The 25,780-nt window shown below is 64.4% G+C and carries 25 protein-coding genes; 8 read left to right on the top strand and 17 right to left on the bottom strand.

Annotation, left to right across the window (positions count from 1 at the left end; genetic code table 11):
• Nucleotides 1-2 precede the first annotated feature (2 nt).
• Complete coding sequence (locus IWX81_RS14015) at nucleotides 3-464, top strand: hypothetical protein (protein ID WP_199281954.1); 462 nt, start codon at nucleotides 3-5, stop codon at nucleotides 462-464.
• A complete protein-coding gene (locus tag IWX81_RS14010) occupies nucleotides 461-664 on the top strand; it encodes a hypothetical protein (RefSeq protein ID WP_199281953.1) in 204 nt (67 codons plus the stop codon). Before IWX81_RS14015 ends, IWX81_RS14010 begins: the two co-directional genes overlap by 4 nt.
• On the opposite strand, the gene IWX81_RS14005 is transcribed toward IWX81_RS14010, so the two are convergent.
• Nucleotides 642-887, bottom strand: a complete 246-nt coding sequence (locus IWX81_RS14005) for a hypothetical protein (RefSeq protein ID WP_199281952.1) — start codon at nucleotides 885-887, stop codon at nucleotides 642-644. The genes IWX81_RS14010 and IWX81_RS14005 overlap by 23 nt on opposite strands.
• Before the next feature lie 136 nt (nucleotides 888-1,023).
• Between IWX81_RS14005 and IWX81_RS14000 the strand changes: the two genes are divergently transcribed.
• From IWX81_RS14000 to IWX81_RS13990, 3 genes are read left to right on the top strand one after another with little or no spacing between them, the layout of a single operon-like run.
• Nucleotides 1,024-1,365, top strand: a complete 342-nt coding sequence (locus IWX81_RS14000) for a DUF4342 domain-containing protein (protein WP_199281951.1) — start codon at nucleotides 1,024-1,026, stop codon at nucleotides 1,363-1,365.
• A gap of 56 nt (nucleotides 1,366-1,421) precedes the next feature.
• The gene (locus IWX81_RS13995; RefSeq protein WP_199281950.1) at nucleotides 1,422-3,338 is read left to right on the top strand and encodes a pyruvate kinase; all 1,917 of its coding nucleotides are present in this window, start codon (nucleotides 1,422-1,424) and stop codon (nucleotides 3,336-3,338) included.
• The gene (locus IWX81_RS13990; RefSeq protein ID WP_334594303.1) at nucleotides 3,335-5,794 is read left to right on the top strand and encodes an HAD-IC family P-type ATPase; all 2,460 of its coding nucleotides are present in this window, start codon (nucleotides 3,335-3,337) and stop codon (nucleotides 5,792-5,794) included. Before IWX81_RS13995 ends, IWX81_RS13990 begins: the two co-directional genes overlap by 4 nt.
• A 28-nt stretch (nucleotides 5,795-5,822) precedes the next feature.
• Here the strand turns inward: IWX81_RS13990 and IWX81_RS13985 are convergent, their stop codons facing one another.
• The 5 genes from IWX81_RS13985 to IWX81_RS13965 all read right to left on the bottom strand — a co-directional run bounded on the left by IWX81_RS13985 (nucleotide 5,823) and on the right by IWX81_RS13965 (nucleotide 9,802).
• Nucleotides 5,823-6,239 (bottom strand): DUF1761 domain-containing protein, encoded by a 417-nt coding sequence (locus IWX81_RS13985; protein WP_199281948.1) that lies wholly within the window; start codon nucleotides 6,237-6,239, stop codon nucleotides 5,823-5,825.
• A gap of 68 nt (nucleotides 6,240-6,307) precedes the next feature.
• Nucleotides 6,308-7,579: an RNA polymerase sigma factor gene (locus tag IWX81_RS13980; protein WP_199281947.1), complete on the bottom strand. Its 1,272-nt coding sequence runs from the start codon at nucleotides 7,577-7,579 to the stop codon at nucleotides 6,308-6,310.
• A complete protein-coding gene (locus IWX81_RS13975) occupies nucleotides 7,576-7,938 on the bottom strand; it encodes a YciI family protein (protein WP_199281946.1) in 363 nt (120 codons plus the stop codon). Before IWX81_RS13975 ends, IWX81_RS13980 begins: the two co-directional genes overlap by 4 nt.
• Before the next feature lie 141 nt (nucleotides 7,939-8,079).
• Entirely contained in the window at nucleotides 8,080-9,000 is a 921-nt protein-coding gene (locus IWX81_RS13970; protein ID WP_334594300.1) for an SDR family NAD(P)-dependent oxidoreductase, read from the bottom strand.
• 4 nt (nucleotides 9,001-9,004) lie between these two features.
• Nucleotides 9,005-9,802: an SDR family NAD(P)-dependent oxidoreductase gene (locus IWX81_RS13965; protein ID WP_199281944.1), complete on the bottom strand. Its 798-nt coding sequence runs from the start codon at nucleotides 9,800-9,802 to the stop codon at nucleotides 9,005-9,007.
• A gap of 54 nt (nucleotides 9,803-9,856) precedes the next feature.
• On the opposite strand from IWX81_RS13965, the gene IWX81_RS13960 reads away from it, so the two are divergent.
• A complete protein-coding gene (locus IWX81_RS13960) occupies nucleotides 9,857-10,486 on the top strand; it encodes a TetR/AcrR family transcriptional regulator (RefSeq protein ID WP_199281943.1) in 630 nt (209 codons plus the stop codon).
• Here the strand turns inward: IWX81_RS13960 and IWX81_RS13955 are convergent.
• The 3 genes from IWX81_RS13955 to IWX81_RS13945 all read right to left on the bottom strand — a co-directional run bounded on the left by IWX81_RS13955 (nucleotide 10,462) and on the right by IWX81_RS13945 (nucleotide 13,847).
• Complete coding sequence (locus IWX81_RS13955; protein WP_199281942.1) at nucleotides 10,462-12,027, bottom strand: aldehyde dehydrogenase family protein; 1,566 nt, start codon at nucleotides 12,025-12,027, stop codon at nucleotides 10,462-10,464. The two genes, IWX81_RS13960 and IWX81_RS13955, sit on opposite strands and share 25 nt — an antisense overlap.
• Nucleotides 12,028-12,236: 209 nt before the next feature.
• Entirely contained in the window at nucleotides 12,237-12,665 is a 429-nt protein-coding gene (locus tag IWX81_RS13950) for a hypothetical protein (RefSeq protein WP_199281941.1), read from the bottom strand.
• 162 nt (nucleotides 12,666-12,827) lie between these two features.
• Complete coding sequence (locus IWX81_RS13945) at nucleotides 12,828-13,847, bottom strand: aldo/keto reductase (RefSeq protein ID WP_199281940.1); 1,020 nt, start codon at nucleotides 13,845-13,847, stop codon at nucleotides 12,828-12,830.
• A 194-nt stretch (nucleotides 13,848-14,041) separates the two neighbouring features.
• On the opposite strand from IWX81_RS13945, the gene IWX81_RS13940 reads away from it, so the two are divergent.
• Nucleotides 14,042-14,644, top strand: a complete 603-nt coding sequence (locus IWX81_RS13940) for a hypothetical protein (protein ID WP_199281939.1) — start codon at nucleotides 14,042-14,044, stop codon at nucleotides 14,642-14,644.
• Between the two features lie 39 nt (nucleotides 14,645-14,683).
• Here the strand turns inward: IWX81_RS13940 and IWX81_RS13935 are convergent, their stop codons facing one another.
• Nucleotides 14,684-16,219, bottom strand: coding sequence for a multicopper oxidase family protein (locus IWX81_RS13935; RefSeq protein ID WP_199281938.1), 1,536 nt, complete (start codon nucleotides 16,217-16,219; stop codon nucleotides 14,684-14,686).
• Between the two features lie 14 nt (nucleotides 16,220-16,233).
• On the bottom strand, nucleotides 16,234-17,205 hold the full coding sequence (locus IWX81_RS13930; protein WP_199281937.1) for an NAD-dependent epimerase/dehydratase family protein: 972 nt from the start codon (nucleotides 17,203-17,205) through the stop codon (nucleotides 16,234-16,236).
• A gap of 64 nt (nucleotides 17,206-17,269) precedes the next feature.
• Between IWX81_RS13930 and IWX81_RS13925 the strand changes: the two genes are divergently transcribed.
• On the top strand, nucleotides 17,270-17,869 hold the full coding sequence (locus IWX81_RS13925) for a TetR/AcrR family transcriptional regulator (RefSeq protein WP_199281936.1): 600 nt from the start codon (nucleotides 17,270-17,272) through the stop codon (nucleotides 17,867-17,869).
• 55 nt (nucleotides 17,870-17,924) lie between these two features.
• On the opposite strand, the gene IWX81_RS13920 is transcribed toward IWX81_RS13925, so the two are convergent.
• The 6 genes from IWX81_RS13920 to IWX81_RS13895 form a co-directional block, all read right to left on the bottom strand.
• Complete coding sequence (locus IWX81_RS13920) at nucleotides 17,925-18,557, bottom strand: hypothetical protein (protein WP_199281935.1); 633 nt, start codon at nucleotides 18,555-18,557, stop codon at nucleotides 17,925-17,927.
• A gap of 115 nt (nucleotides 18,558-18,672) precedes the next feature.
• Nucleotides 18,673-20,406, bottom strand: a complete 1,734-nt coding sequence (locus IWX81_RS13915; protein ID WP_334594294.1) for an ABC transporter ATP-binding protein — start codon at nucleotides 20,404-20,406, stop codon at nucleotides 18,673-18,675.
• 35 nt (nucleotides 20,407-20,441) lie between these two features.
• Nucleotides 20,442-21,419 (bottom strand): glycoside hydrolase family 113, encoded by a 978-nt coding sequence (locus tag IWX81_RS13910; protein ID WP_334594292.1) that lies wholly within the window; start codon nucleotides 21,417-21,419, stop codon nucleotides 20,442-20,444.
• The gene (locus IWX81_RS13905) at nucleotides 21,416-23,923 is read right to left on the bottom strand and encodes a glycoside hydrolase family 2 protein (RefSeq protein ID WP_334594290.1); all 2,508 of its coding nucleotides are present in this window, start codon (nucleotides 23,921-23,923) and stop codon (nucleotides 21,416-21,418) included. Before IWX81_RS13905 ends, IWX81_RS13910 begins: the two co-directional genes overlap by 4 nt.
• Nucleotides 23,920-24,813, bottom strand: coding sequence for a carbohydrate ABC transporter permease (locus IWX81_RS13900; protein ID WP_199281934.1), 894 nt, complete (start codon nucleotides 24,811-24,813; stop codon nucleotides 23,920-23,922). Before IWX81_RS13900 ends, IWX81_RS13905 begins: the two co-directional genes overlap by 4 nt.
• Nucleotides 24,810-25,763: a carbohydrate ABC transporter permease gene (locus IWX81_RS13895; RefSeq protein WP_199281933.1), complete on the bottom strand. Its 954-nt coding sequence runs from the start codon at nucleotides 25,761-25,763 to the stop codon at nucleotides 24,810-24,812. The genes IWX81_RS13900 and IWX81_RS13895 overlap by 4 nt, the downstream gene beginning before the upstream one ends.
• Between the last annotated feature and the right edge of the window lie 17 nt (nucleotides 25,764-25,780).

Here is a 25,780-nt window from a genome sequence, read left to right as displayed (position 1 = left end):
CCGTGCGACCCACCACCCTCGCGACGATCGCTCGAAGAAGTCTTGAGATTGTGCTCATCTTCTCTGCGGTGTCGGCGATCGGAGGAGCTATTGCGATGCTCATCACCGACGGTCTGGGCATGCCCGATTCACTATTGACGGGCAGTCCGTTTTCGTCGTTCGTCTTTCCCGCGCTGATTCTCTTCGTGATCATCGGGGGCACCCACACGCTCGCAGCGTTCCTGCTTGTGCGGCAGCGGCCGACGTCTCTGCTGTGGAGTGCCGTCGCCGGGTTCGCAATGATCATCTGGATCATGGTCGAGACCGTGATCGTGCGCGGGTTCAGCCTGTTGCAGGGCCTCTACTTCTTCGCGGGCGCAGCGGAACTCGGTTTGGTTCTCGCGCTTCTGGGCATCGTCACCTGGGTCACACCTGCACACTTCGCACACGACACCACCGTCACAACAAAGAAAGCCAGGTCATGAAAACACGTAAGCGCCGCGTTTACGCCCAGGGGCAAGAGCGAGTTATTCTCTTCGCCAGTGTCGTCATCGTCAGCACGACAGTCATCATCCTCACTACCCACGCGATCTCCGGATCGTGGGCCGTCGGGGCCACCGCTGGAGCAATCGCGGGGATCGTGTCAGCCGCAACCTACCCTGTCATCTTCCGCGATCGTCGCTAGCGTGCTCTCCGTTTCCTGCTGCCTCGATCCAGTCGATCGCGCGATCGGACAGCACGAATCCTTCGGGTCCTGTGTCGCCCACCCACCAGCCTCCGGATGCCGCATCCCCCCCGACCGACGCTATCTCTCGCAACAGCACCTCAGAGACGGCGTCGCCGTTGTTAGCGACGAGCCATTCGCGTGCCGGCGCGCTCAGCTTGGGCCACCTCTCATCGATTTCCATGCGTGAATCCTCGCACCGTGCACGAACGGATGGCAGTCGGGACTTTCGGCTCTGCCACCTCTCCGTAGGGCAGGATGGGATGGGATCACCCACGAATCAGCGCTGGCGCTCCGGCCCGGCAGAACGGAAGCATCCCATGAGCGACAACTCCGCAGGCCAGGACCACGGCACGACTCCGCCCGACGAGCCCTTTACCGAGAAAATACGGGTTCAGGGCGAGGCGCTGCTCGCTAAAATCAAGGAGCTGCTGCACGAAGGCAACGTGCAGCGCATCATCGTCAAGGACAGCTCCGGTTATACAGTCATGGAGATTCCCGTGAATGCCGGGGTCGTCGCCGCGATCGTTGCACCGGTCCTGATCGCGGTCGCAGCTCTTGCCGCACTCGCCAGCGACTGGAACATCGAGGTCTACCGGTCGACCCCCCAGGAGAAGCCGACCGACGGCGGCTCCGCCGAAAGCGGCACGCCAGCAGAGTAGCGCCAGAGGGACCTTCGACCCTGTTCGGCGTCGCGACGCTGACGGAACATTGCGGTATGGATGTCCCGAGCATGAGCCTCGCGCTGCCGGGTCATGGCGTTGACGATCTCACCGCGCTGCTGCGTGAACTGGAGAACCTGCGGCAGAGTCTTTTGGACGCCGAAGAGCGCGAGTGCGCCTCCATCGAGGCCGTCATGGCGCGGCATCGGCCGAGCGCCATCAATCTCGTGCACTACGTGGAGCTCAGGTCACATGACATCAGGGAGTTGCAGGAGCGACTGACGGGCTACGGTCTGTCGTCCCTTGGCAGGACGGAATCGCACGTGATGCCCGGCATCGACGCAGTGATCCGAACGCTGAAGCAGCTCACCGGACACCGGGCGGGACAGCGTCAGGGGCCCGTCCGCGTTCCATCCGCAGGCGTGCTTACCCGCAACGCCGTCAGTCTGCTCGGGGCCCACCCGAAAGACCGACCGACCCGCATCATGGTGACCTTCCCCTCGGAAGCTGCAACTGACTGCGCCCTCGTGACGACGATGCTGTCCAGCGGCATGGATATCGCCCGCATCAACTGCGCCCACGACGACGCCGACGCGTGGAGTGCCATGATCCGCAACGTGCGTGCGGCCGAAGCCGAGCTCGGAAAGTCGTGCCTCATCTCGATGGATCTCGCTGGCCCCAAGCTCCGGACAGGGCCGCTCGTGCCCCGCGCCCAAGTCGTCAAGGTCAAACCGGAGCGCGACGAGCGCGGCATGGTGGTGACACCAGCGGCGGTATGGTTCGGCGAAGCGCCGGCGGGGGCCAGCGGCATCCTGATCCCGGTGATCGACCCGGCGTGGGCTGCCCGCCGAACCGTCGGGCAGCGCATCCACCTCGTCGATGCTCGCGGCTCCCATCGCGTGCTCACTGTCGAGCAGGTACACGGCACCGGATGCCTGGTCTCGTTTCGCAGGACCATCTATTTCGAGCCGGGGACGCGACTCCGTGCCCGTGTCTCCGGCGGCGAAAGGCACGGAGCGGAACTGGTCACCCGGGTGGGAGCCCTGCCGTCGCGAGCGGGCTCGATAACGGCTCGCCGTGGCGACCTCATCCGGTTGATGGCCGACCTGACACCGGCCGAGGTGACCGACGGACCCGTCCACAGCATCGGGGTGACGCTCTTCGAGGTGTTCGCCGACACCGAGCCCGGCGACCGGGTGCTCATCGACGACGGAAAGATCTCCACAGTGATCACCGAGGTCACCCCCGACATCGTGACGGTCGAGGTGCACAATGCCGGCGTCGCTGGCATGAAACTGCGCGCTGAAAAGGGGATCAACCTTCCCGATTCGACGCTCACCCTGTCCGCTCTCACAGCGAAGGATGTGGATGATCTGGCCTTCGTCAGGACGCACGCCGACATCGTGGAACTGTCGTTCGTGCGCAGCGCAGCCGATGTCGACGAGCTGCTCGTCAGGCTGGATCCGACCACAGACGCCGCCCTCGGCATCGTCCTGAAGATCGAGACCGTCGCCGCCTTCGACTCGCTTCCGCAGATCCTGCTCGAAGCGATGCGCTGGGGAGATATCGGGGTCATGATCGCCCGGGGTGACCTTGCCGTCGAGGCTGGCTTCGAGCGCCTGGCGGAACTCCAGGAAGAGATCCTCTGGCTGGCTGAAGCAGCCCACGTGCCCGTGATCTGGGCCACCGAAGTGCTCGACGACATGGCGCGCACGGGTGTACCGTCGCGGCCCGAGGTCACGGACGCCGCGATGGCCCAGCGAGCCGAGTGCGTCATGCTCAACAAAGGGCCGTACATCGGCGAGACCATCACGATGCTCGCCGATATCCTCCATCGAATGCAGCGCCACATGGCCAAGAAGCGCAGCCTGCTGCAGCGGTTGTCAGCATGGGATCTCAACCGCGCTGTCGATACGACCGCACCGTCGAGCTCGAACCGGCATGCGCCGGATGCCCGGATCACTGTCCGGTGATCACGCGCGAACCCGAGGTGACGGGGCTTTCCCGTGACGAGGTCGCCGAGCGGGTCGCCGCCGGCCTCACGAATACCCCGTCGACCGTGTCGAGCAGGTCGGGTTGGGGCATCCTGCGCGACAACGTCTTCACCCTGTTCAACGGCATCGTGGCCGGGTGCTTCATCCTTCTGATTGCACTGGGCCAATGGCAGGATGCGCTCTTCGGCTTTGCCGCGATCGGCAACTCGGTCATTGGTGTGGTGCAGGAGTACAGGGCAAAGAGGTCGCTCGACAGTCTTGCCGTGTTGAACTCGCCACTGGCTCGAGTGCTGCGCGAGGGCGGTGTGACAGAGATCCCGGTCGCTGACGTCGTCAAGGATGACGTACTCGTGCTCCGGGCAGGCGACCAGGTCGCGGCGGACGCTCACGTGCTCGACTCCGACGCGCTGGAGATCGACGAATCCATGCTCACCGGTGAGTCCGACTCGGTCGACAAGGCCGCGGGCTCCGGCATTCTGGCGGGATCGAGTGTCGCCTCTGGCCATGGGCGCGCCAGGGTCACTCACGTCGGCGCCGACACTTTTGTGAGCGGCGTGACCGTCGAGGCTAAGACATTTTCAATGGTGCGATCCGAGATCCGCACCGGGCTGAACCGCATCCTGCGCTGGATCTCGTGGGCGCTGCTGCCCGTGATGCTCATCGTCGTCAACGGCCAGATGCAGGTGCTGGGCGGCTGGCAGACGGCGATCAGTTCGGGCAGCTGGCGCCTGGGTGCTGTCGGCGCCGTCGCTGCCGTGATCGCCATGATCCCGCTCGGACTCGTGCTGCTCACCAGTGTCGCTTTCGCGGTCGCGGGCGTTCGGCTCTCGCGGCAGAAGGTGCTCGTGAAAGAACTGGCCGCCGTCGAGGGCCTCGCCAGGGTCGACGTGTTGTGCCTCGACAAGACAGGCACCCTCACCGAGGGTGCGATCACCTTCGACGATGTGCACCCGGTCGGCGAGCGCCACCCTGCCGGTTGGAGGTTCGCGCTCGGCTGGTTCGGTTCAGAACCGAACGCCAATGCGACAGCGCGCTGTCTCACGGTGGCCTTTCCCGCTGGCACGGGCCCGCCGCCGGTCTCGACAGTGCCATTTTCGTCGACCCGAAAGTGGAGCGCCGTGGACTTCGGATCAGCTGCCGACATCTCCGGCACCTGGATCCTCGGTGCTCCGGAGCTCGTGCTCGGCGCGACCGAGACCGATGCGCTGGCCCGCGCCGCGAGCCTCGCTTCCCAGGGCAGGCGCACACTCGTGCTCGCTCATTCCTCAGCCAGTCTCGAGCTCGACTCGGCTGCGGATCCATCACTCCCGACCGGAATTCGCGCCGTCGCACTGATGACCTTCCGGGAGCAGGTGCGACCAGATGCCCGGCAGACGATGCGCTATTTCCGCGAGCAGGGGGTGCAGATCCGCATCATCTCGGGTGATGACCCCCGAACCGTCGCCGCCATTGCGACGCAGGTCGGCCTGGGCCCGGTAGAGGGAATCGATGCGAGGACGCTGCCGGAAGATCTCGAGCAACTGGGCGACATGCTCGAGAATCACACGACGTTCGGGCGCGTCACGCCTGCGCAGAAGCGACAGATGATCCTGGCCCTGCAATCCCGCGGTCACGTGGTGGCGATGACCGGCGACGGGGTCAACGATGTGCTCGCGCTCAAGGTCGCCGACATCGGTATCGCCATGAACACCGCAACGCAGGCGACCAAGGCGGTGTCGCGGCTCGTGCTTCTCGACGACCGCTTCGATCGACTTCCCACGGTGGTGGGCGAGGGGCGACGGGCGATCGCCAACATCGAGCGCGTGTCTATGCTGTTCCTCGCGAAGACGACCTACGCGGTGGTGCTCTCCGTCGTGTTCGGCGGCATGCTCTGGGGCTTCCCGTTCCTCCCACGCCAACTCTCGGTCATCGACGGTCTGACGATCGGCATCCCGGCATTTTTCCTCGCCCTCATGGCGAACCGCCACCGCTATCGTTCGGGCTTCTTGAAGCGATCCCTCTCGTTCGCCATCCCCGCCGGCATCATCGTCGCGACGGCGATCGCGGCCGTGCACGTGGTCGGTGAGATCACCGTTGTAGGTGCCGTTGACAGCCGCAGAACCGCAGCACTGATCACCCTGGCCCTGGCAGCGCTCTGGATCCTCGTGGTCATCTCCCGCCCCCTCAGCCCACGGCGGTTGCTGATCATCGGCTCGATGTATATCGGGGTGGCCCTAGTCTTCACCGTTCCGATCTCGACTGACTTCCTGAGCCTCGAGATACCGCCACCGCCGCTACTGGCAGCAACGGGAGCGTGCGTACTCGGTGCCACGATCGCGCTCGAGATCCTCGCCCGTGTGCATCGTCACCGCCTGGTCGATACCACTCGCTCGCTGCCGCCGCGAAGTGGCTCTGCTCTTCGCGCCGAAAAGGCAGTCGCCCCAACGTCACGTTGAGGCGACTGCCCGTCGACATGCTTCGTGATCAGACTCCGAAGAGCCCGATGATGAGTGCCATCACGAGTACGGTGATGAGCTCGTGGCCGATGGTGATGAAGAAGATCCGGATGTCTCGACCATCGAACAGGTCATGCACGAGCATCCGCGCCGCCGTGAAGCCGAGCCACAGGAAGAAGCCCGTCACGAGGGCGGGAAGCAGGCTCGCTCCGCCCTCCGAGTTCCATGTCAGTGACGTCATGTACGCGAGCACGTACGCGGTGATGGCGGACGCCAGGAAGGTCAGTATGTAGGTGAGCGCGGGGCGCTTGGGCTTGTTCGGGTCGACTCCGGTGAGTGCCGTCAGTCGATTGCCGAACAGTGCCGGCAGGTAGTAGATGGTGCCGACGACCATGCTGCTGAGGGCGGCGAGTCCGACGGCGAGGAAGTTGATGGTGACGTTCATGATGTGCTCCCAGAGTTAGTCGGTCGACCCTCTGTCGATCCGGTTGCTCAGATGACGCACGCCTCGCGTCAGATCGACAGGTCTCGGGAATTATTTTGAGAAGTTTCTGAAATGCGCCGGTCGAGGTGACGCTTCTCCGCCCGGTTGGTCGCGAGGGTGCGCGCACGACGGAACGCCTCCACCGCCGCGGGGTGGTCGAGGCTCCTCAGCAGCAACTCCCCCCTGGTCGAGTGCAGCAGGTAGTACCCGTCGAGTCCCTCGACGGCATCCAGCACCGCCAGACCGGCCAGAGGCCCATCGGCCATCGCCACCGCGACGGCGCGATTGACCTCGACGATGGGCGAATGGGTCATTGCCGAGAGCTGGGAATACAGGGCCGCGATTGCCGACCAGTCGGTGTCGGCCGCTGTACGTGCGTTGGCGTGGTGCGCCGCGATCATCGCCTGCACCTGGAACGGCCCGGGGCGCATGGCGGCAAGAGCGGAGACGAGAACCCGGTTGGCGCGCGCGATGCTCTCGGAATCCCACCGGCTGCGATCCTGGCTGTCGAGCAGGATGAGTTCCCCGTCACGGTCGAGCCGCGTGCTGACGCGGGACTGCCCGAACAGTTCGACAGCGAGCAGGCCCAGTACCTCCGGGTTGGGCGGCAGCAGTTCCGTCGCCTGTTCGGTGAGGCGTACAGCTTCGTCCATGAGGTCGACGCGGATCGCGGAGTCCCCGGAGCCTCTCGAGAGATAACCCTCGTTGAAGATGAGATACAGCACGTCGAGCAGGGCATCGACGCGTTCGTCGAGGTGCGCCGGGATATTCAGCGGGATGCCCGCATCCCGGATCTTGCGTTTCGCCCGCACGATGCGCTGGGCGAGAGTCGCCTCCGGCACGAGGAAGGCCGCAGCGATCTCGGGCGTCGTCAGCCCGCCGACGAGTCGGAGCGTCAGCGCGACCTGGGTGTTGCGATCCAGTGCGGGGTGACAGCACAGCAGGAGGAGTCGCAATTGCTCGTCTCCCACGAAGGAGTTTTCCACGATCATGTCCGGCTCCTCCTGCCATGGTTCTGCGGTGAGCTCGTGCGCAGAGTCCAGCATCCTGCGTCGGGCGCTCGCCGCGCGTCTGAGCCTGTCGATGGCTTTGTTGCGCGCGACGGTATACAGCCAGGCGGGCGGGTTAGAGGGGATGCCGTTGATCGGCCACGATTCGAGAGCCTCGAGAAGGGCATCCTGAACAGACTCGTCGGCGAGGTCGAGATCACCGAACCGATGTGCGAGGAGAGCGATCACCCGACCGCTCTCCTCGCGGGCGAGGCTGACAATCGTCGCCTCGCTGACCGTCGGATCGGTCAAGCAGCATCCGGACGGAACGCGACGGGGCGGATCTCGAGGGCTCCCGACGGGATCGGCATCTGCTTGACGAGTTCGATCGCTTCGTCGAGGTTCTCGGCCGAGATCAGATAGTAGCCGCCGAACTGCTCCTTGGTCTCGACGTACGGTCCGTCGACGATCGTGTCTGCAGCCCCCGGGCTACGGCGAAGCGTGGTTGCTGTCGGGGTCGGCTGCAGGTTCGCGCCGCTGACCCAGTGCCCACCATCGATGAGAATCTGGTTGTACGCCATCCAGCTTCCCATGAACTCTTCGAACCCCGGCTGGCCGTACTCTGGAGCCTGCACTGATTCGTCACTGTTGATCAGGATCATGTATTCCATTGCGATTCTCCTTGCTCGAGGAGGCGACTAGGTCCGCCTCACGAAATCATGACGCAGCAGGCCACCCGAATCGACAGCTCAGGAGAAAGAATATTTTGCTCGGATTTCGCGGCGATTCCTGACCCGCCCTCGACCACGAGTTCAGGGCGAGGTGAGACCCACGGAGACCGCCCACAGCCGGCGCGCGACATCCTGATCCAGTGCGTGCGGCACGACCCCGTGCACGCCGTCGACGATCCGGGAAACGACCTCCGCCGGCCCGCAGTCTTCGTAGTAGGCGGGCGTGCCAGGGCCGAGGGTGGCGCGGGTTGCCACGAACAGAGAGGTGGCCGCTCCCTGCCCAGCGGTCTTCGTCGGATATCGGCGTTTCATGTCGTCGAGAAAAGCAGGGTCCCAATAGCGCTGCAGGTTCGTCCAGATGCCGCCGGGCATGACCGCAGCGGCAGCGATCCCATCGTCGGCCCACCTCGACGTGACCTCAAGGGCGAAGAGCACGTTAGCCGTCTTCGATTGCCCGTAGGCCAGCCCTGCGTCGTAGGCGTCGCGCTCGAAGAACATGTCGTCGAAGCGGATGCCGCTGGAGGCGTGCCCGCTCGAGCTGAGGGAGACGATCCGCGCTCCTCCGGCCGCAGCCAGTGCCGGGTGCAGGGCGGTGGCGAGGGCAAAGTGCCCGAGATGGTTGACCGCGAATTGCATTTCCCACCCAGCGGCGGTGCGCAACTCCGGCGCATGCATGATTCCCGCATTGGCGACCAGGAGATGCAGCGGGCCCGACCACGCCGCGGCGAACGCCCGCACTGAGCCGGGATCGGCCAGGTCGAGTTGCGCCACCCGCACATTCGGGTTGCCGGTGGACGATCGGATATCACGCGCCACCCGCTCTCCGGCCCCGCGGTCGCGGACCGCCAGGGTGACGGCCGCGCCAGCCGACGCCAGCGCGCGGGCCGTCTCGACGCCGATCCCGGAGCTCGCGCCGGTCACGATGGCCGTGGTGCCGCCGAGGTCGATACCCTCGACCACCTCGAGAGCGGTGGACTCGGCCCCAAACGTGGTGAGCGCCACGGGGTCAACCCACCTTGATGTTCGAGATGCCACCGTCGACGTCGAGCACGATCCCATGCACGAATCGCGCATCGTCCGACACGAGGAAGCGCACGGCGTAGGCGATATCCACCGGTCGCACCGGCCGGCCCGCGACAGTGCCGGCCGTCATGGCGGCGAGCACGTCGGCGCTGTCGGCGTTGCCCGGGGTGCTCGTCACTCCTGGCGCTACCGTGTTGACCCTGACCCCGCTCGGCCCGAACTCGGCAGACCAGGTGCGGGTCAGCTGCTCGATTGCGGCCTTGGATGCGGTGTACATAGCGCCGAACGGCACGCCCACCCGCGACATCCACGAACCGATGTTCACTATCGCGCCGCTGCCGTGGGCGGCCATCGCCGGAGCGAGTTCACCCACCAGCACGTGGGGCGCTCGGATATTGGTCGCGAGCATGGCATCGAGGTCGGCGTCCGAGAGCGCTGCCGTGGCAGAGACGGGGTAGATTCCTGCGTTGTTGACGAGGATGTCGACGCGTCCGCCCAGCGCCGCGGTCGCCTCATGGGCAAAGCGCCTGACCTCGTCGTAGGTGCCGCCGACGTCGGCGACGACCGCATGGGCCGTGCCGCCCGCGGCGATGATCGCGTCGACGACCGACCGGGCACGGTCGGTGTCGCGGCCAGCCACGACGACCTCGGCGCCGGATGACGCGAGCACCCGGGCGATGGCTTCGCCGATGCCGCCGCTGGATCCGGTGACGATCGCGGTCTGTCCGCGGAGTCGCGAATCGCGGGGCAGGGACATCAGTTCTTCTTCGTTGGACTTCATGGTCCATTCTTATCATCGAATGGACTCGGTAGTCCAATGGATTAGAATCGAGACATGGATGGCAGGAAGATCACCGATCGCGGGCGCGCGACCCGACAGCGGATCATCGAAGCCACCGGTGAACAGATCCTTGCGGCCGGCATCGGCGGAACGACCCTCGACACCGTTCGCGCCGCGACACTGACGAGCAAGAGCCAGCTGTTCCACTACTTTCCCGGGGGCAAGGCCGAGCTCGTTCGCGAGGTAGCGGGCTGGGAAGCCCAGCAGCTGCTCGAGGCGCAGGAGCCGTTCATCCACGACCTCGCGACCTGGCAATCGTGGAGCGACTGGCGCGACGCGCTCGTGCACTATTACCTGAGGCTCGGACGCTGGGCCTGCCCCATCGGATCGCTCGCGACCCAGGCCGCGATGACCGATCCGGAGCTGGAGAAGCTCGTCGATACCAGCATGTCGGAATGGCGACGGATGCTGGCGGCCGGCGTGGAGAAGATGCAGGCTGCGCGGCTCATCGACGGTTCCGCTGACCCCGAACGGCTGGCCGTCGTGGTGCTCGCCGCCATCCAGGGCGGCCTCGTGCTCAGCCAGCCGCTGAAATCCTCGTGGCCGCTGGAAGCTGCCCTGGATTCAGCTCTCGACCCGCTGCACCGCGAGCGCCTCGGTCACCTAGACGGCAATCGCGAGTAGCCCGGGAAGTTTCCGAACAGCTCCTCCGCCACGCCGACCGGTCCATTCGTCACCGCATCGATGAGCAGGTCGCCGCCGACGAACGCGCCGGTCCACGACGCACCCATGCCGCCGAAGACCTCCTCGCGGTCGCCCCTGCTGCGCGGGCGATTGACCCCGACCTTGAACGATCTCAGTTCGTCCCCGATGCGCTGCGCGAAGTCAGCGTCGTCGGTGGCGATGGATGCGACGAGGTTGCCGTTGCTCACATTCATCGCCGCCAGCAGCTCGGCCTCGGTATCGACGAGAACTATCGAGTCGAGGGGGCCGAACGGCTCGGCGTGGTGCAGCGACCACGAGGATGACGGATTGAGCACCGTCGCCGGTGCGATGTATGCGGAGACGTCCTGGTCATCCAGAAACCGACCGCTGTCGAGGCGCCCGTGGTAGATCGGTGCGGCCCCCTTGTCGAGAGCTTCATCGAATTGGGTCGCCAGCGCTGTCGCCTTGGTGGAGTGGATGACCGGCCCGAAGTCGAGCACGGGCAACGGGTCGTCGTCATGCTCGACGGCCAGCGGATGCCCGAACCTGAGGTCGCGCACCATCGGCACATAGACGTCGAGGAACTGCGGGAGGAGCCGTCGCTGGATCACGTATCGCGGATACGCCGTGCAACGCTGTTTGGCGTACTCGAAACCCTTGCGGAGGTGGCCGGCGAGCATGTCCCAGTGCGAGAAGTTCCAGATCCCCCAGGCGTTCAATCCCTCCTGCTCGAGGATGTGCCGCCGGTTCGTGTCGGCGAGAGTGACCGCGGCTTTGCGACCGTTCGACCGGCCGCCCACGAACGCGAGGGCTCCGAGCTGCGGCGATTGGATAAGGGCATCCCCGAGTTGCGACCCGATGCCCGAGACCAGCGTCACGGGCAACCCGGCGCGGAGCATCATGGCGTGGGCGAGCGTGAGGGCATGAAATCCACCCTGCGAGGGGGTCTTCGCAATGACAGCGTTTCCGGCGAGCAGCTGCACGAGCTCGGAATGAACCTGCACGCTCATCGGGTAGTTCCAGGACGCGATGTTGGAGACCGGCCCGGACAGAGCGGTGCGCTCGCCCGGTGTGCCGACCTTCAGTTGGCGCGGGATCTGCTCCAGATACCAGCGCACACCGTCGGTGCATCGGTCGACGTCAGCCAGCGCGATCTGCCACGGCTTGCCGATCTCCCAGACCAGCAACAGCGCGATGAGTTCCCGTTGGGATTCCAGAAGTTCCACAGCTTGCGATACCCGCGCCACACGTTCCGCCAGTGGCGTGTTTCGCCAGGCACCATGCTGCTCAGCCGCCAGCGTGACCGCGTCGACCGCGGTGTCGTGGTCGATCCGCGGAGGGCCGAAGATGACAGTGCCATCGATCGGGGAACTGTGGACGTCGGAGTCTCCGACCGCCTGCCACGTACCGCCGATCAGATTGTGAAGGCGTCCGGCGCCGAACGACTCCGGAGCTTCGGTCTGGCAGCGGGCATAGGCCTCAGCCCACGTCGTGCCCGGTTTGATGTGGAGCTGGGTCATCGTTGATCCATTCGGTCATGAGCAAGCGCTCGCAGAGTGGGCAACACGCGCCGACATCTCGTGATGGGGCAGACGGTTGATGGCACTCGGGATACGACTCATCGTGTGAAGCCGTTCGGCGCCGGGCCTGAAGGATAAGCCTGATCGTAGCGAGCTTCCCCACCACCGAGACTGGGAAGTTGCCGCCAACGCCGAACGCCCGCTCGCGGTCAGACCCGCGCGGTGCGGCGCAGAAGCAGCACGGCCGCGCTGGCCTGCCACACGACGAATCCTTCGACGACGAGCGACAGCAGGCCGAGCGGCTCGAGCCAGTTACCGATGTCATCGGTTGCGCCGGGCATGCCGACGGTGCGATTGACGACGAACGCGAGCAGGATGGCCAGGCCGAGGCCGATCGCGGCGACATAGTCGAGCAGCTTTCCGACCCGGAAGATCCGCTCCATGATGACGAAGGAGGCCACGATCAGGACGACATACGCGACGGCGAGATACGGAACCTCTTCGATCTTGCCGGGCAGGTCGAGCACGTGGATCGCCGCAGTGACCGCCAGCGCGAGACCGACCGCGACCTGACGCGCCTGAAGCACTCGTGGCGTTGTGGACAGGGGTGAGACCGTGGGCGTGATCGTGGCAGACATGTGAGGTTCCGTTCCGGAGCGCACTCGCGCTCACATGCAGAGGCTAGGTCGGGAGTCGGACCCCCGGTGCGTAATCAGGTCTTTATGTGAGATCTCGAGTCTGAATCGCGGCAACCTGTATTGCAGGCGTGAAACCACTGCGAAACGGCCGTCACCGTGGGATCAGTCGACGGCGCGGTCGCGCTGTTCTCTGCCGGGCAATCCGCAGGGGTAGTCGGCCGCCTCGGGATCGCTGGCGTGGTCGAGGCGCTCGACTTCTTCTGACGTCAACGTCAGTTCAGACGCACCCAGATTCTCGGTGAGCTGGTCGACGGTTCGAGCGCCCAGGATGATCGCCGTGACGCCGGGGCGATCATGCAGCCAGGCGAGAGCGACCTGCGACAACGTCACGTCACGCTCGGTCGCGATCTGCTTGACGGCGGCGATTGTCGTCCAGGTGCGCTCCCTCGCGCTTCGGCCGGCATATGCTTCGACGCCGCGCTCCGGGTCTTCACCCAGGCGAGTGGCTCCCGTGGGGGCCTCACTCTGCGAATACTTCCCTGTGAGCCAGCCGCCGCCGAGCGGTGACCATGGCAGGATGCCGAGGCCACCGTCGATGGCGGCCGGAACGACCTCCCACTCCACCTCGCGCACGAGCAGGTTGTATTGCGGCTGCATCGAGACCAGCGGCACCCGGTCGGCCGCGAGCGTCGTGGCCTTCGCGATCTGCCAGCCGGTGAAGTTGGAAAGGCCGGCGTACGAGATCTTTCCCGCGCGGACGGCATCCTCGAGGAATCCGAGGCTTTCCTCCAGAGGGGTGAGCGGGTCCCAGGAATGAAGCTGATAGAGATCGACGTGATCGACATCCAGCCGCGCGAGCGAGGCGTCGAGTGCCCTCCGGAGGTGCCTGCGTGAGTTCCCGGCGTCCCGGGGTTCGACACCGACGGGGAACCGGCCCTTCGTCGCAAGGAAGATGTTCGATCGGGCCTGCTCGTCGAGTGTTCCCAGCCATCGACCGACTATCCGCTCGGATTCTCCGCCGCTGTAGACATCCGCCGTTTCCACAAGATTTCCGCCGCGAGCGGTGTACTCGTCGAGTTGTCTGGCCGCTTCGGGTTCGGACGTCTCCGAACCGAAGGTCATGGTTCCGATGGCATAGGTGGAGACAACGGCGCCGGAGCGTCCGAGAGTGCGGTACTGCATGGGTGATGTGTCCTTATCCGGTGCTGGAACACCTCCTCCCACGCTAGTACTCCTCCCACCCGGCGAGATCTAGGCAGGCGTGTGGCAGCTCCGTAATCGGGATCACTGGGGCCGCGCGTTGGAGGCGCGCCGTCCCTACAATGAACGGCACAGTTCACGCAAGACTGTCGCAGCGATGCCAGAGAGGGATTGATATGGACGAGAACGAGAAGAGTGCTGCGTTCGTCGCGAGTCTGGGCACGGAGTACTTCGTGCTGCAGGGCGCCGCGAACGCGACCATCGGTGAATCCAGCAGCAGGTCATCCATGTTCCTGCTGTGTCTGTCCAGCGGGGTTGTGTCTCTGGGCTTCGTGCTGGGTGCCTCCGAGAGTGTTTTTCTCCCCTTCGCCGCCGCCGTCCTCCCGACTATTTTCATCCTGGGCATCTTCACGATTGTGCGTCTGGTGGATACCAGCGTGCAGAACGTGGCCGCCCTCCGGGGTATGGCCCGCATCAGGGCCTTCTATTCCGAGCTCACGCCTGAAGCACCCGCGTACTTCTCGACGTCCGGTAGTGAGGTTCAGGATGCGCAACGGATGCTCGGGATCCGGTATCGCGCGACGTCACTGTTTTTCACCATGGCCAGCACCATCGGCGCGGTGAATTCGCTGCTGGGCGGAACCATCGCCGGATTGGGTATCTTCACTGTCTCCAGCGGAAACGGGCCGCTCGCCATCATCGCGGCGGCGCTGGTCGCCGTCGCCCTGTTCGCGACGTGCCTCGTCTACCAGCGGCATCGCTTCGCTCGGGACCTGTAATCTCCGTAAGCCCGGGAGCGCGCGGCCGGCCATGCCTGGCTAGTGCTGATGGACTGTTCCACCCGGGGTGCCCACAGACTCGCCCGGCTTGACGACAACGAACTGGCCCATCATGCCGGCGTCTTCGTGGGCGAGCAGGTGGCAGTGGTACATGTAGGGCATGTTCGGATCGCTGAAATTCTCGAACTGCATAATGAGGCGGTACGAGACGTTCGGCTCGAGATAGATAGTGTCTTTCCACCCGCTCAAAGTGGGGGGTGGGGCAGCGCCGTTCTGGTCGAGCACCTGGAACTGCACACCGTGAACGTGAAAATTATGCGGTCGAGGCATGTCGTTCGTCACCGTCCAGATTTCCGTCGAGTTGAGGATGACAATGTCGTTGACCCTGTTGAGATCCATCGTGCGTCCGTTGATCTCAGTGCCGTCCAGCACGAAACTCCGTTCTGCGCTGGCGTCCGCTTCACGCAGGGACTCGATGGGTACAAGATCTGACGGAATGACGCCCTCGCTGGCCAGGCTCTCAGCTGCGTTGACCTGCAACACATCAAAGGCGTCCGATCCACCGTCTGGACCGCCGAACGGCACGACCGCGCCCAACTGGGGATCGCGGGATTGCAAGACCACCGTTTCTCCGGGAGTCACAGCGACCAAAATCTCCGCACGTTCCCCCGGCGACAGGGGGAGCGATTCGAGCGGTTGAGGGCGAGGGAGCAGCCCGCCGTCGGTACCGATGAGCACGATGTCCCGGCCGTCGTCGAATCCGAAGTTGAACACTCTTGCAGTCGACGCGTTCAGCAGCCGAAGCCGCACGACCGAGCGGTCCACCTCGAGAATCGGTGCAAGCGTCCCGTTGACGAGAATCCGATCACCGAGCGCACCGACGAAACCTCCACGTCGGTCGAGCGCACCAGCTGCATCGAAGCGCACATCCTGAACTATGACCGGGATGTCGTCGACGCCGTACTCGTGAGGCAGGTCGAGGCCACGCTCCAATGGATCCGTCACGTAGAAGAGTCCGGCGAGCCCCCGCGCAACATGATCTTCAGTCGCACCATGGGGATGTGGGTGGTACCACAGGGTCGATGCCGGTTGATCGATTGTCCAACTCGGCGACCATTCCGCTCCGGATTCGACTTTCTGGTGCGGTCCGCCATCCATGGCCGAAGGCAGGTGCATTCCGTGCCAGTGCACTGTCGTCGGCTCGTCCAGCTCGTTGCGTACATTTATCTGCACTCGCTCGCCTCGTTCGGCAACCAACGTGGGTCCGAGGTACGAGCCGTTGAAGCCCCAGGTGGGCGTTCGTGAGCCATCGATGAACTCGGTTGAACCCGTTTGGGCGGTGAGGGTGAATGTCCTCCGGCCTGACTCATCGATCGTGGACGCGGCCAGCGGAGGTATCGAGAGAGGGTTCGTGAAATCGACAGCACCGATAGTCGATACCCGCGACCCGCCGAAGACCCCAGGAATTGCCGAGAAGCCCGACACCGATAGACCGATGGCCGTGCCGCCAGCGACGCCAGCGACGCCAGCGACGCCGATGATCGTGGCGACAGCGATGACTGTGGCGCGTGGCATGCGCAGCCTGCTTGTCATGAGCTGGCGAACCCCGACGAAGCCGTGAGCCGCGCGGAAGTCACCCCGGCGCGATAGTGATCGACGGTGCGCTCGATGGCAGTGTCGAGCGACGTCGGCGCAACACTGAACGTTCTCTGGAAAAGACTCGAATCCACGACGAAGGGTCGCTCCCACTCGTACAGCATTTCTGCGATCTCGCGCACCACCGGGACGACGAACCCGATCGCGGTGACCGCCCGGCGTCCGAGCAGGGAGATACGCGGCGCACCGGTGCGGCCGGCGACGCTCCACACTCGCTCGGTGAACTCGCCCAGGGTGATCGGCGGCTGAACGGGAGCTATCCACGCGCGACCCCATGATTGTTCGGAGGTGCCGAGTGTTGCCATGCAGGCCGCAGCATCCGGGACGAAGCTGAACGAGTGTGGCTGGTCGAGGCGACCGAAGAGTTGCATCGGCTTGCCCCGAAGTGCGTTCTCGACGAGAGACTTGCTCGACTGGTCATGGCCGGGCCCGAAGTAGTCCGAGGGGCGCGACAGCGCCACCCGAAGGCGACCTGACCGATGGGCCTCCAGGGCGGCATCCGCCATCGCCTTGCGAACCCGACCCTTTTTCGTGTGAGGCAGCTCAGGCGTCGACTCGTTGATCGGCTTCCCGTGCGGGTCTCCATACATGTAGAGGTTGTCGGCGATGACGAGGTCGGCTCCTGCTCGCGCCGCGGCCCCGAGGATCGCGGCCTGGAGTTGCGGAAACTCCTGCGCCCATCGGGTGTAGCTGGGCTGGGCGCACTGGTAGACGACCGCAGCGCCGCGGAACGCCGAATCCAGTTCGCCCGGAATGACCGCGTCTGCCTGAACGTGTTCGGCGCCGGTAACCGACACCCGTGCTGCCCGACTGACGATTCGCACGGTGTGTCCGCGCCCGACAAGCTCGGCGGCTACTGCTCGCCCGAGGGCTCCAGCACCGACGACGACATGCTCCTTTGTCATTCCAGCTCCAATGTTTACAGTGGTTATTTAGTGAATACTGGCAAGATATGGCAGAATGTTTCCAATGTCAACTTCCGAAGCGCGAACGCCATACCATCACGGGGATCTGCGCAATGCGCTTCTGGATGCCGGCGCAAGGGTCGCCCACGACGTGGGGCCGGAGGCGCTGTCGTTGCGCGAGGTCGCCCGTCGGGCCGGGGTCAGCCACACCGCTGCATACAACCACTTTGCGGATCGAAACGACCTGCTTCGAGGAATCGCGATTCGCGCGTTCGGTGAGCTGACCGCGGCACTCGAGACCGCCGAAACGGACTCGCTCGAAGCAAGCGCAATCGCCTACCTTCAGTTCGCGACGTCCCATTCGGCCGAGTTCAGGTTCATGTTCCAGAAAAGCCTCTGCATGCCGGAGGGCGTCTTCGATCCGCTGGAGGCCGCGGCACAACCGCCACGGGCAGTGCTCAGAAAGACGATCGTGCGCCTGCAGGAGGCCGGTGAACTCAAGCCCGGCGATCCCGACGACGTGCTGCTGGTGGCGTGGAGCCAGATCCATGGCCTGACGACGATCGTGCTGGAGACACCGGCGTTCAAGGGGATCAGCGAAGAGGATGCTGAGCACCTCTTGAAAGCTGGGATGCGTGCCCTGATGGCCGGGCTCGCCGACTGACGTGCCGTCTCCCGAAGGCGCTCAGGACCACGACGGATCCTGAGGGATCAGGCTTTCAACTTCCGGTCGGCGACAGGTCCAGATCGTCCAGGTAGTAGGTCTTTCGCGTTCCCACGTTACCGAAGTCGAAGAAGACCGAGACCTTGTTGTAGGTCAGCGCCGGGTCGAGCGCCGGTGTTCCCGCCGCCTGGTTTGCGAGGTTGAAGGTCAGCGTTTCCCAGCCGCCGGCGAACGTGGTGACGGCGTCGGTCTCGACCGAGAGGAGACCATTCGCAGCATTCTCGACCTTGAGCCGCACGACGGTCCCCGCATCGGGCGACCACACTCGCGCCGTGAGCGTGGTGAGCGTGGCCGTTAGCGCAATCTGTTCGATCGCCGCGTTGGGCAGTGTGGAGATCGTTGCCCCGGACCACACCGCCGCCCCGCCGCCTTTGACGAGCTGCGCGACCTTATTGGCGGCATTGGTCGGATCGACGACGATGCTTGGGGCCACTCCCCCGAAGCCGGTCAGCGTGGGCGGTGTCGCCTCATCGAAGGTGACAACACGACCGGTCGGCGTAGGCAGAACCGTGTCGAACTCCTGCTGCACAGCGGCGGATGCGGTGTTGGCATTGCCTGCAGCATCGCTGAACGATCCCACCGCAACGCTGACGTCGATGACCCCGGCGGCGTTGGCGGGAGGAGTCACGACGAGCCTGCGGCCCCGACCTCACCGATGTCGCCGCTGCCTGTGAAGACTCCCACATTCTGATTGCTCACATTCACAGCCTGAATCACCCGCTAATTCACCTTTAGTTACAAAGTCAGATCTGGCTCTGGACCATGTGGGCATATCGGCCACCGAGGGTGAGTAGCTCCTGATGCGATCCGGTCTCGACGATGCGCCCATGATCGAGCACCACGATTCGGTCAGCCTGCCTGATCGTGGACAGGCGGTGTGCGACGATCAGCGTCGTCCGCCCGACCATCAGTCTCGCGAGAGCCTGCTGAACGAGTCGCTCAGACTCGACATCGAGCGCAGATGTGGCTTCATCCAGCAGCAGAATCCGGGGATTGCGTACCAGAGCGCGGGCGATGGCGAGCCGCTGGCGCTGCCCACCCGACAGTCGCGAACCTCGCTCTCCGACGACGGTGTCCCAGCCGTTCGGCATCTCCCTGACGATCTCCATCGCGTTAGCGTCGGTGAGGGCGGCCCGGATCTCGTCGTCCGTGACGCCGGCAAGCCCGTACGCGACGTTCTCTCGGACTGACCCTTCGAACAGCACGGAATCCTGCGGGACGACTGACACCGCCGCTCGCAGGCTTCGCATGTCGATGCTCGCCATATCGTGCCCGTCGAAGAGCACCCTGCCCTCGGTTGGCCTGAAGAATCCAAGCACGATGTTGATCAGAGTCGACTTGCCGGAGCCAGACGGGCCGACGAATGCCACGGTCTCGCCGGGCTGGATCGTCAATGACACGTCGGAGAGTGCCGGCCTGTCTCCATCGGCGTGCTCGAAGCCGACGTGATCGAGCACGATTCTGCCGCGGACCTCGTCGACATAGGCGCGCCCGCGATTCCGCTCGACGTCGGGCTCGTGTAACACCTCGCAGATGGAGATGATCGACTCCCTGCCCTTGGTCACGATGGCGGCCAGGCTGAACAGCGAGATGATGCTGCCGGTGAGGATGGTGAAGTAAGTGCTGAGGAGGACGACTTCCCCGGCGGTGATCGGCAACAATCCCGACACAGAGAAGAAGGCAGCTCCCGAAAGGCACAGCAGCCCCAGGGTCTGATACGACACCCAACTGAGTGCACCGAACGAGCCATTGAGCCTGTCGAGCGCCAGTCCCGCGTCGCGGACACCCTCCGCGCTGGTGCCGACGCGACCGGCGGCAACGGACTCCAGGCCGTGTGCCCTGGTGATGGGCATGAGCGTCGCCATCTCTCCTACCCGGCTCGACAGGTGCTCGACGGTGCGACGGAATTGTGCGTTCCGGGCGTCAGAGCGCACCCTCAAGCCACGAACGAGCACAGCGGCCACGGGAACGGCGAGCACGAAGACGGGGACGAACTCCGGAACCCGGATCGCGGTCACGACAATGGCGCCGATCAGCACGAAGACTGCAGAAAACCCTGTCTGGCTGCCCTGTTGGAGCATGAGTTCGACATTCTCGACGTCGCGCACGAGCTTCGTCTGGATGATCGAAGCGCTGGCCCTGGCGTGATAACCGATCGACAGCTCCTGCAGGTGGTCGGCGAGCTTGCTGCGGATATCGACAGCCATCTGGCGGACACTGCCCATATAGAGGCGCACGAACACGATGTTCGACGGAAAATTCTGCACAAGCACCGCGATACCGATAGACATGAGACCCAGCAGTGCCGACGGATCATCGCCGCGAACGACCACATCGATGACCGCCGAGACGATGATCGGCATTATCCAGACCGGCGAATCCTTGAACGCGAAAACCAGCACCGCGAGGGTGATGCGCACTCGGAACGGCCGCAGCCACTCCACGAGGCTGGCGAACGGTCGCGCCGGGTCTGCCACCGATGCGTCAGCCCCTTTCCGGTATGAGCGCCGAATCACGATGTGCGACGGAGGTATTCCTCCTGCACGATCGCTTCGGCAGCCTTCCCGAAGATGCAGTAGTCGTCATTGGAGTGCGCATTCTCGCGGGAGTAGAGCTTCGCGGGCCAGTCCCACAGCATGAATCCCTGCACCCATTCACGACGGGCGCAGGTCTGCAGCATGTCGGAGTACCAGTCGGCCTGCTCTTTCTCTGAGGGTTCACCGACGAGATTCCAGTCGTTCGGTCGAGCAGCAGAACCCAGCCGGCTCGGGCATCCGGATTCCATGAAGAAGAAGGGCTTGCCCTCACGACGCACCACCGCCTCGATGCGATCCAGCTGCGTGTCCCAGTCGCCCTGGGGGTAGTAACCACTCGACGAGATGATGTCGACCGCATCCCACCAGGTGACCCGGTCTTCCTGGTACTTATCGCAGTTATAGGTGAGGATGCCCGTGTAGACGTCGCGGACATCCGCGATCAGGGCGCGCCACTCTGCGGCTCTCTTATCGGTCTGCACCATCTCGCAACCGACGCAGAACATCTCACAGCCCTCCTCCTGCGCGATCTCCGCGTAGTGGAGGAGGAACTCCCGATACGAGGCGAACCACGCCGTCCAGCCGGGTTCGCCGGGTACCTCGTCGTCGAAGAAGCCGATGAACGCTCGCCACGTGCCGTCCGCCACATTGACCACGGGCTTGAGGCAGACCCTGAGCCCCAGTCCCTGCGCCTCCCGGATGGCCCACCGCACCTCATCGTCGGTGACGGTGGGCTCTGCCCGATAGTCGATGACGGTCGATTGCGCTGTCGCCTGCAGCGCGCCGAAAGCGATACCCACCCAGTTCGCGCCAAGGCCTGGTAGTTCACTCATGGATGCCGTGGCAGCGTCGGTTCCCCACGTTCCGCGGATTCCCGTCCACCCCCACGTCATTCCGCAGAACTGCTCGGCCCGCAGCTGGGCGGGCGAGAACTGTGCACTCGGTCCGGCGCTCATCCGGCGACCGCAGCCGACGTGCCGGCGAGAAGCTGGTTGGCGCTGCGCAGCACCCGAGGGCTCACCAGCGCCTGGGGGTCTGCCAGTTCACCGGAGGTCACGCGGAACACGACACTGTCGCCCGGAAGCAGGGTCACGAGCTGGTCGTCGACCGTGGCATGGTCGTCCAGCTTGTCGACCAGCAGAGCCACGTCGCGCACCGTCGACTGCGCTGTCACCTCGACGGTGTAGCCGTCGGCCACCCGCTCGACCAGCGTCGTGAGTTGGGCGGCGCCGAGTTCGGAGTCCCGATACTCGGCGAAGAACCACAGCCCTCGAATCTCGCCGAGCCGCACTTCCAGCACCTCGCGGGCAGCGTTTCCGGCGGTAGCGAGCTCGACGGGGATGTCGATGACGAGGGACTGCCTCGCCCCCACGGTGGCGCTGATCGTTGCCGACGCGAGCACCTGCCCATCCAGATCCAGCCGGCGCATGGTGGCCTCCCCACTCCACTGCTCGTCGGTGTCGTTGCTGATCGCGGCGATCAGGGCGCTGTCGCGCGGTTGGATGCTGATAAGGCGGTCTGCATAGGAGTGCGCGATGGCGTAGAGCAGCGGCTTCGCGCGACCGTAGCCGTCGACGGCTGCCCAGGATGTCACGGGCCAGCAGTCGTTGAGCTGCCACACGATCGATCCCATGCACACCGGCGCCAGCGACCGGAAGTGGTCGATGGCCACTCCGACCGCGATGGCCTGATTGAGCGACATCGCCCAGTGCCAGTCCTCCATGTCGTCCGGCAGCGGCAGGTGCGCGACCAGACCATCGATCAGTTTGACGTTGCCATCCTGAGCTTTCTGGTGGACCAGCATCCCCGGCGACTCCGGTGTGAGGGGAGAATCCGAGATGGACTGAACGAGCGTGGACCAGGTCGGCGGGCCCTGCCAGCCGAATTCTCCGACAAACCGTGGCGTGTAGCTGCGGTAGACCGGGTAATCCTGCCGGTTCCAGGTTTCCCAGAAATGAGTGGATCCATGCGCGGGATCGTTGGGATAGTAGGCCTCGCCTCCGTCGGTGCGGTCCGGTGAGAACGGGCTGCTCGGCGTGTAGGGCCGGCCCGGATCGAGCTCGCCCACAAGGCGCGGAAGCAGGTCGAGGTAATACCCGAGGCCCCAATCACGGTCACCGAGTCGTGGACCCCAGCCCCACTCTTCCCGGCCCCAGATGTTCTCGTTGCTGCCGTTCCACATGACCAGGCTGGGGTGCGGCATGAGCCTGGAGATGTTGTCACGGGCTTCAGCCTCGACCTCGGCCCACGAGTCGTCATCCTCCGAGTAGGCGGCGCAGGCGAAGAGGAAATCCTGCCAGGTGAGCATGCCGCGCTCGTCGCACAGGCCGAAGAAGTCGTCGGATTCGTAGATGCCCCCGCCCCACACGCGCAGGAGGTTGATGTTCGCGAACTGGGCCTGGTCAATACGCTCGGCGTATCGGGCGCGATCGACGCGGTGGGGAAAAGCATCGTCGGGGATCCAGTTGGCGCCACGGATGACGATGGGGCGGTCATTGATGACGAACGTGAATGGCGTGCCGTGCTCGTCTGGCTCGGTGTCGATGCGCACCGACCGGAATCCCACCCGGCCATTCCAACTGTCGAGTCGCTCCTCATCTGACGTCAGGATCACATCGAGGTCGTAGAGAGGCTGGTCGCCGTGGCCCCGCGGCCACCAGCGCTCGACATCCGGAACCGACAGGGTCAGCTCGGCGCTGGACTGCCCAGGCTCCAGGTCGACTGACGCTGTCACAGAACCGAGGCTGGCCGTCAGCCGGGTGGCGGCATCCATCTCGGTGCGCAGGTCTATCGCAACGACGACGGTGCCATGATCGCCGTCGACGGTCGCCGTGGGGCGCACGCTGTCCAGACGTCCCGTCGCCCACGAACTCAGCGTGATCGGCTTCCAGATTCCGACGGTGGCGGTGTCAATGCCCCAATCCCAGCCCATGCTGCAGGCCATCTTCCGGATGGCGTTGTACGGATGGTGGTTGACGTGGGGCAGGTAACCCTGGTCGAGACTCATCCGGTCGGCGTACCGAATGGCGGATTCGAAGGTGATGGTCAGAGTGTTGGCGCCGACGACGAGCAACTCGCGCACATCGAAGCGGTAGGTGCGATGCATATTCACGGTCGACGCGATGTCAGCACCATTCAGGTTGATCGTTGCGATCGTGTCGAGACCCTCGAAGACCAGCTCGGTGTTGCCACGATCGTCGCCATCCCACCGGAATAACGTTGAGTATCTCCAGTCGCAAATCCCGATCCACGCCAGAAGGCGCTCGTTGTCGTCAAGGTAGGGGTCGGGGATGAGCCCGGCAGCAAGAAGGTCGGTGTGGATACTGCCGGGCACACTCGCGGGTATCTGTCGGCCGGAAATGGAGTCGGGCACCGGTCCGCTCACCGCTTCGACACTCCAACCGTGATGCAAGAGGAGGTCGAGTCGGGACAGGCTGTGGGTGTCGGAGATGATGGTCACTTAGTGGCTCCCTGGGTGAATCCGTTGTAGATGAATCGCTGCAGAATGACAAAGATGATGAGCGTCGGGATGATCACGATGAGCACGCCCGCGGAGATGATCTCCCACTCGGAACCCTGAGGACCCTTGAACCTGAAGAGTGCCGTCGAGATCACACTCAGCGACGGACGCGGGGCGTAGAGGAACGGCAGGTAGAACTCGTTGTAGATCGCTATGCCCTTGACGATCACCACGGTGGCGATGGCAGGTTTGAGCAGGGGCAGGATCACCCGCCAGTAGATCGTGAGCCGATTAGCACCGTCGAGCATCGCGGCCTCGTCGACATCCTTCGGGATCGACTGCATGAACTGCACGAAGATATAGATCGAGATGATGTCGGTGCCGAGGTTGAGCACGATAAGCGCCCACAGGCTGTTGAACAGTCCAAGACCGGCGACGATCTGGAACGTCGCCACCTGCGTCGTCACGCCGGGGATCAGGGTGGCCAGCAGGAACAGAGCGACGACCACCCGCTTGAAACGGAAGTCGAAACGGTCTATCGCATAGGCCGTCATGCTTCCGATGAGGATGGTGCCCACGAGCGAGACCGCCAACACGATCGCCGTATTGGCGAATCCGAGCGCCATGTTGCCCTCGCGGAAGGCGATCGCGAAGTTCTCGAAATTGAACCAGTTGCCCGGCGGGTCCAGCGGACCGGTGGTGGCGTATTCCGCTTTCGTCTTCAGCGACGTCGTCACCAGCGCGATCAGCGGCAACAGGGTCACCACGCTCGCACCGATGAGGCTCACGTATTTGAGCACAGCGAACATGCTCGCCTTGGCTCCCAGTGATCGCCGCGGCTTCTTCGTGCGCACGCGCCGCGACAGGGCGAAAGGAGTCGATGTCGTCATGTCAGGTTCACCTTTTCGTCTGGCACGAGCCGCCGTTGTATGACGGTCACGATGATCACGATGATCAGCAGCACCACAGCCATCGCGGACGCGAGCCCGACCTGTCGGAAGTTGAACGCGTATTGGAGGGTCTGGATCACGAAGGTGGAACTGCCGTTGGCCCCTCTCGTCATGATGAACGGGATCTCGAACACCGACAGGCTTCCGGAGATGGCGAGGATGAACGAGAGGCTGATGATGCGCTTGATCCCCGGGGCGATGATGTAGCGGAACTGCTGGAAGCGGTTTGCACCATCGAGATCGGCTGCCTCGTACAGGGTGTTCGGGATCGACTGGATCGCACCCAGGAACAACACGAAGTTGAGGCCCGTGTAGCGCCACACAGAGGTTGCGGCCAACGATGGGTTGATGGCATCCGGATTCCCTAGCCACTGGGTCGTTAGCTCTGAGGCGCCGACCGCTTTGAGCAGGCTGTCGAGCGTGCCGCCCGGCTGATAGAAGTACAGGAACATCAGGCCGATAGCCACGCCGTTGAGCAGGAAGGGGAAGAACAGCACGCCTTTGAACAGGTTGCGGAACCAGGTGCTGAAGCTCAGGACCGTGGCGAAGTAGAGGGCGAGCCCCATCTGCAGGAACGACGCCGCGATGTAGAACAGGCTCACGAAGAACACCCTGAAGACCTCGGGATTCGTGAAGATCTCAATGAAGTTCTCGAATCCGACGAGATCCTTGGTGCGGTCTATGCCATCCCAGTCGGTGAAGCTGTACCAGATCAGGTTCGCGGCGGGCACGTAGGTGAAAGTGACCAGGAACGCGAGCGGGACGATCAGGAAGAGGTACGGCGTCAGCCGACCCTTCCGGGGTCCGCGAGGTGGCGATGGTTTCGCCACCACCTCGCGGGGAGGTGGAGTGGAGCCGGGGCTCCCGGTTGAACTCGTCAACTGAGACATGCGTATCCTTCCGGGGC

Source organism: Salinibacterium sp. CAN_S4 (assembly GCF_015752305.1).
Taxonomy (GTDB): Bacteria; Actinomycetota; Actinomycetes; order Actinomycetales; family Microbacteriaceae; genus Rhodoglobus.
Note: the sequence above shows the minus strand (reverse complement) of the source record. Positions and strands in the feature narration are given on the sequence as shown.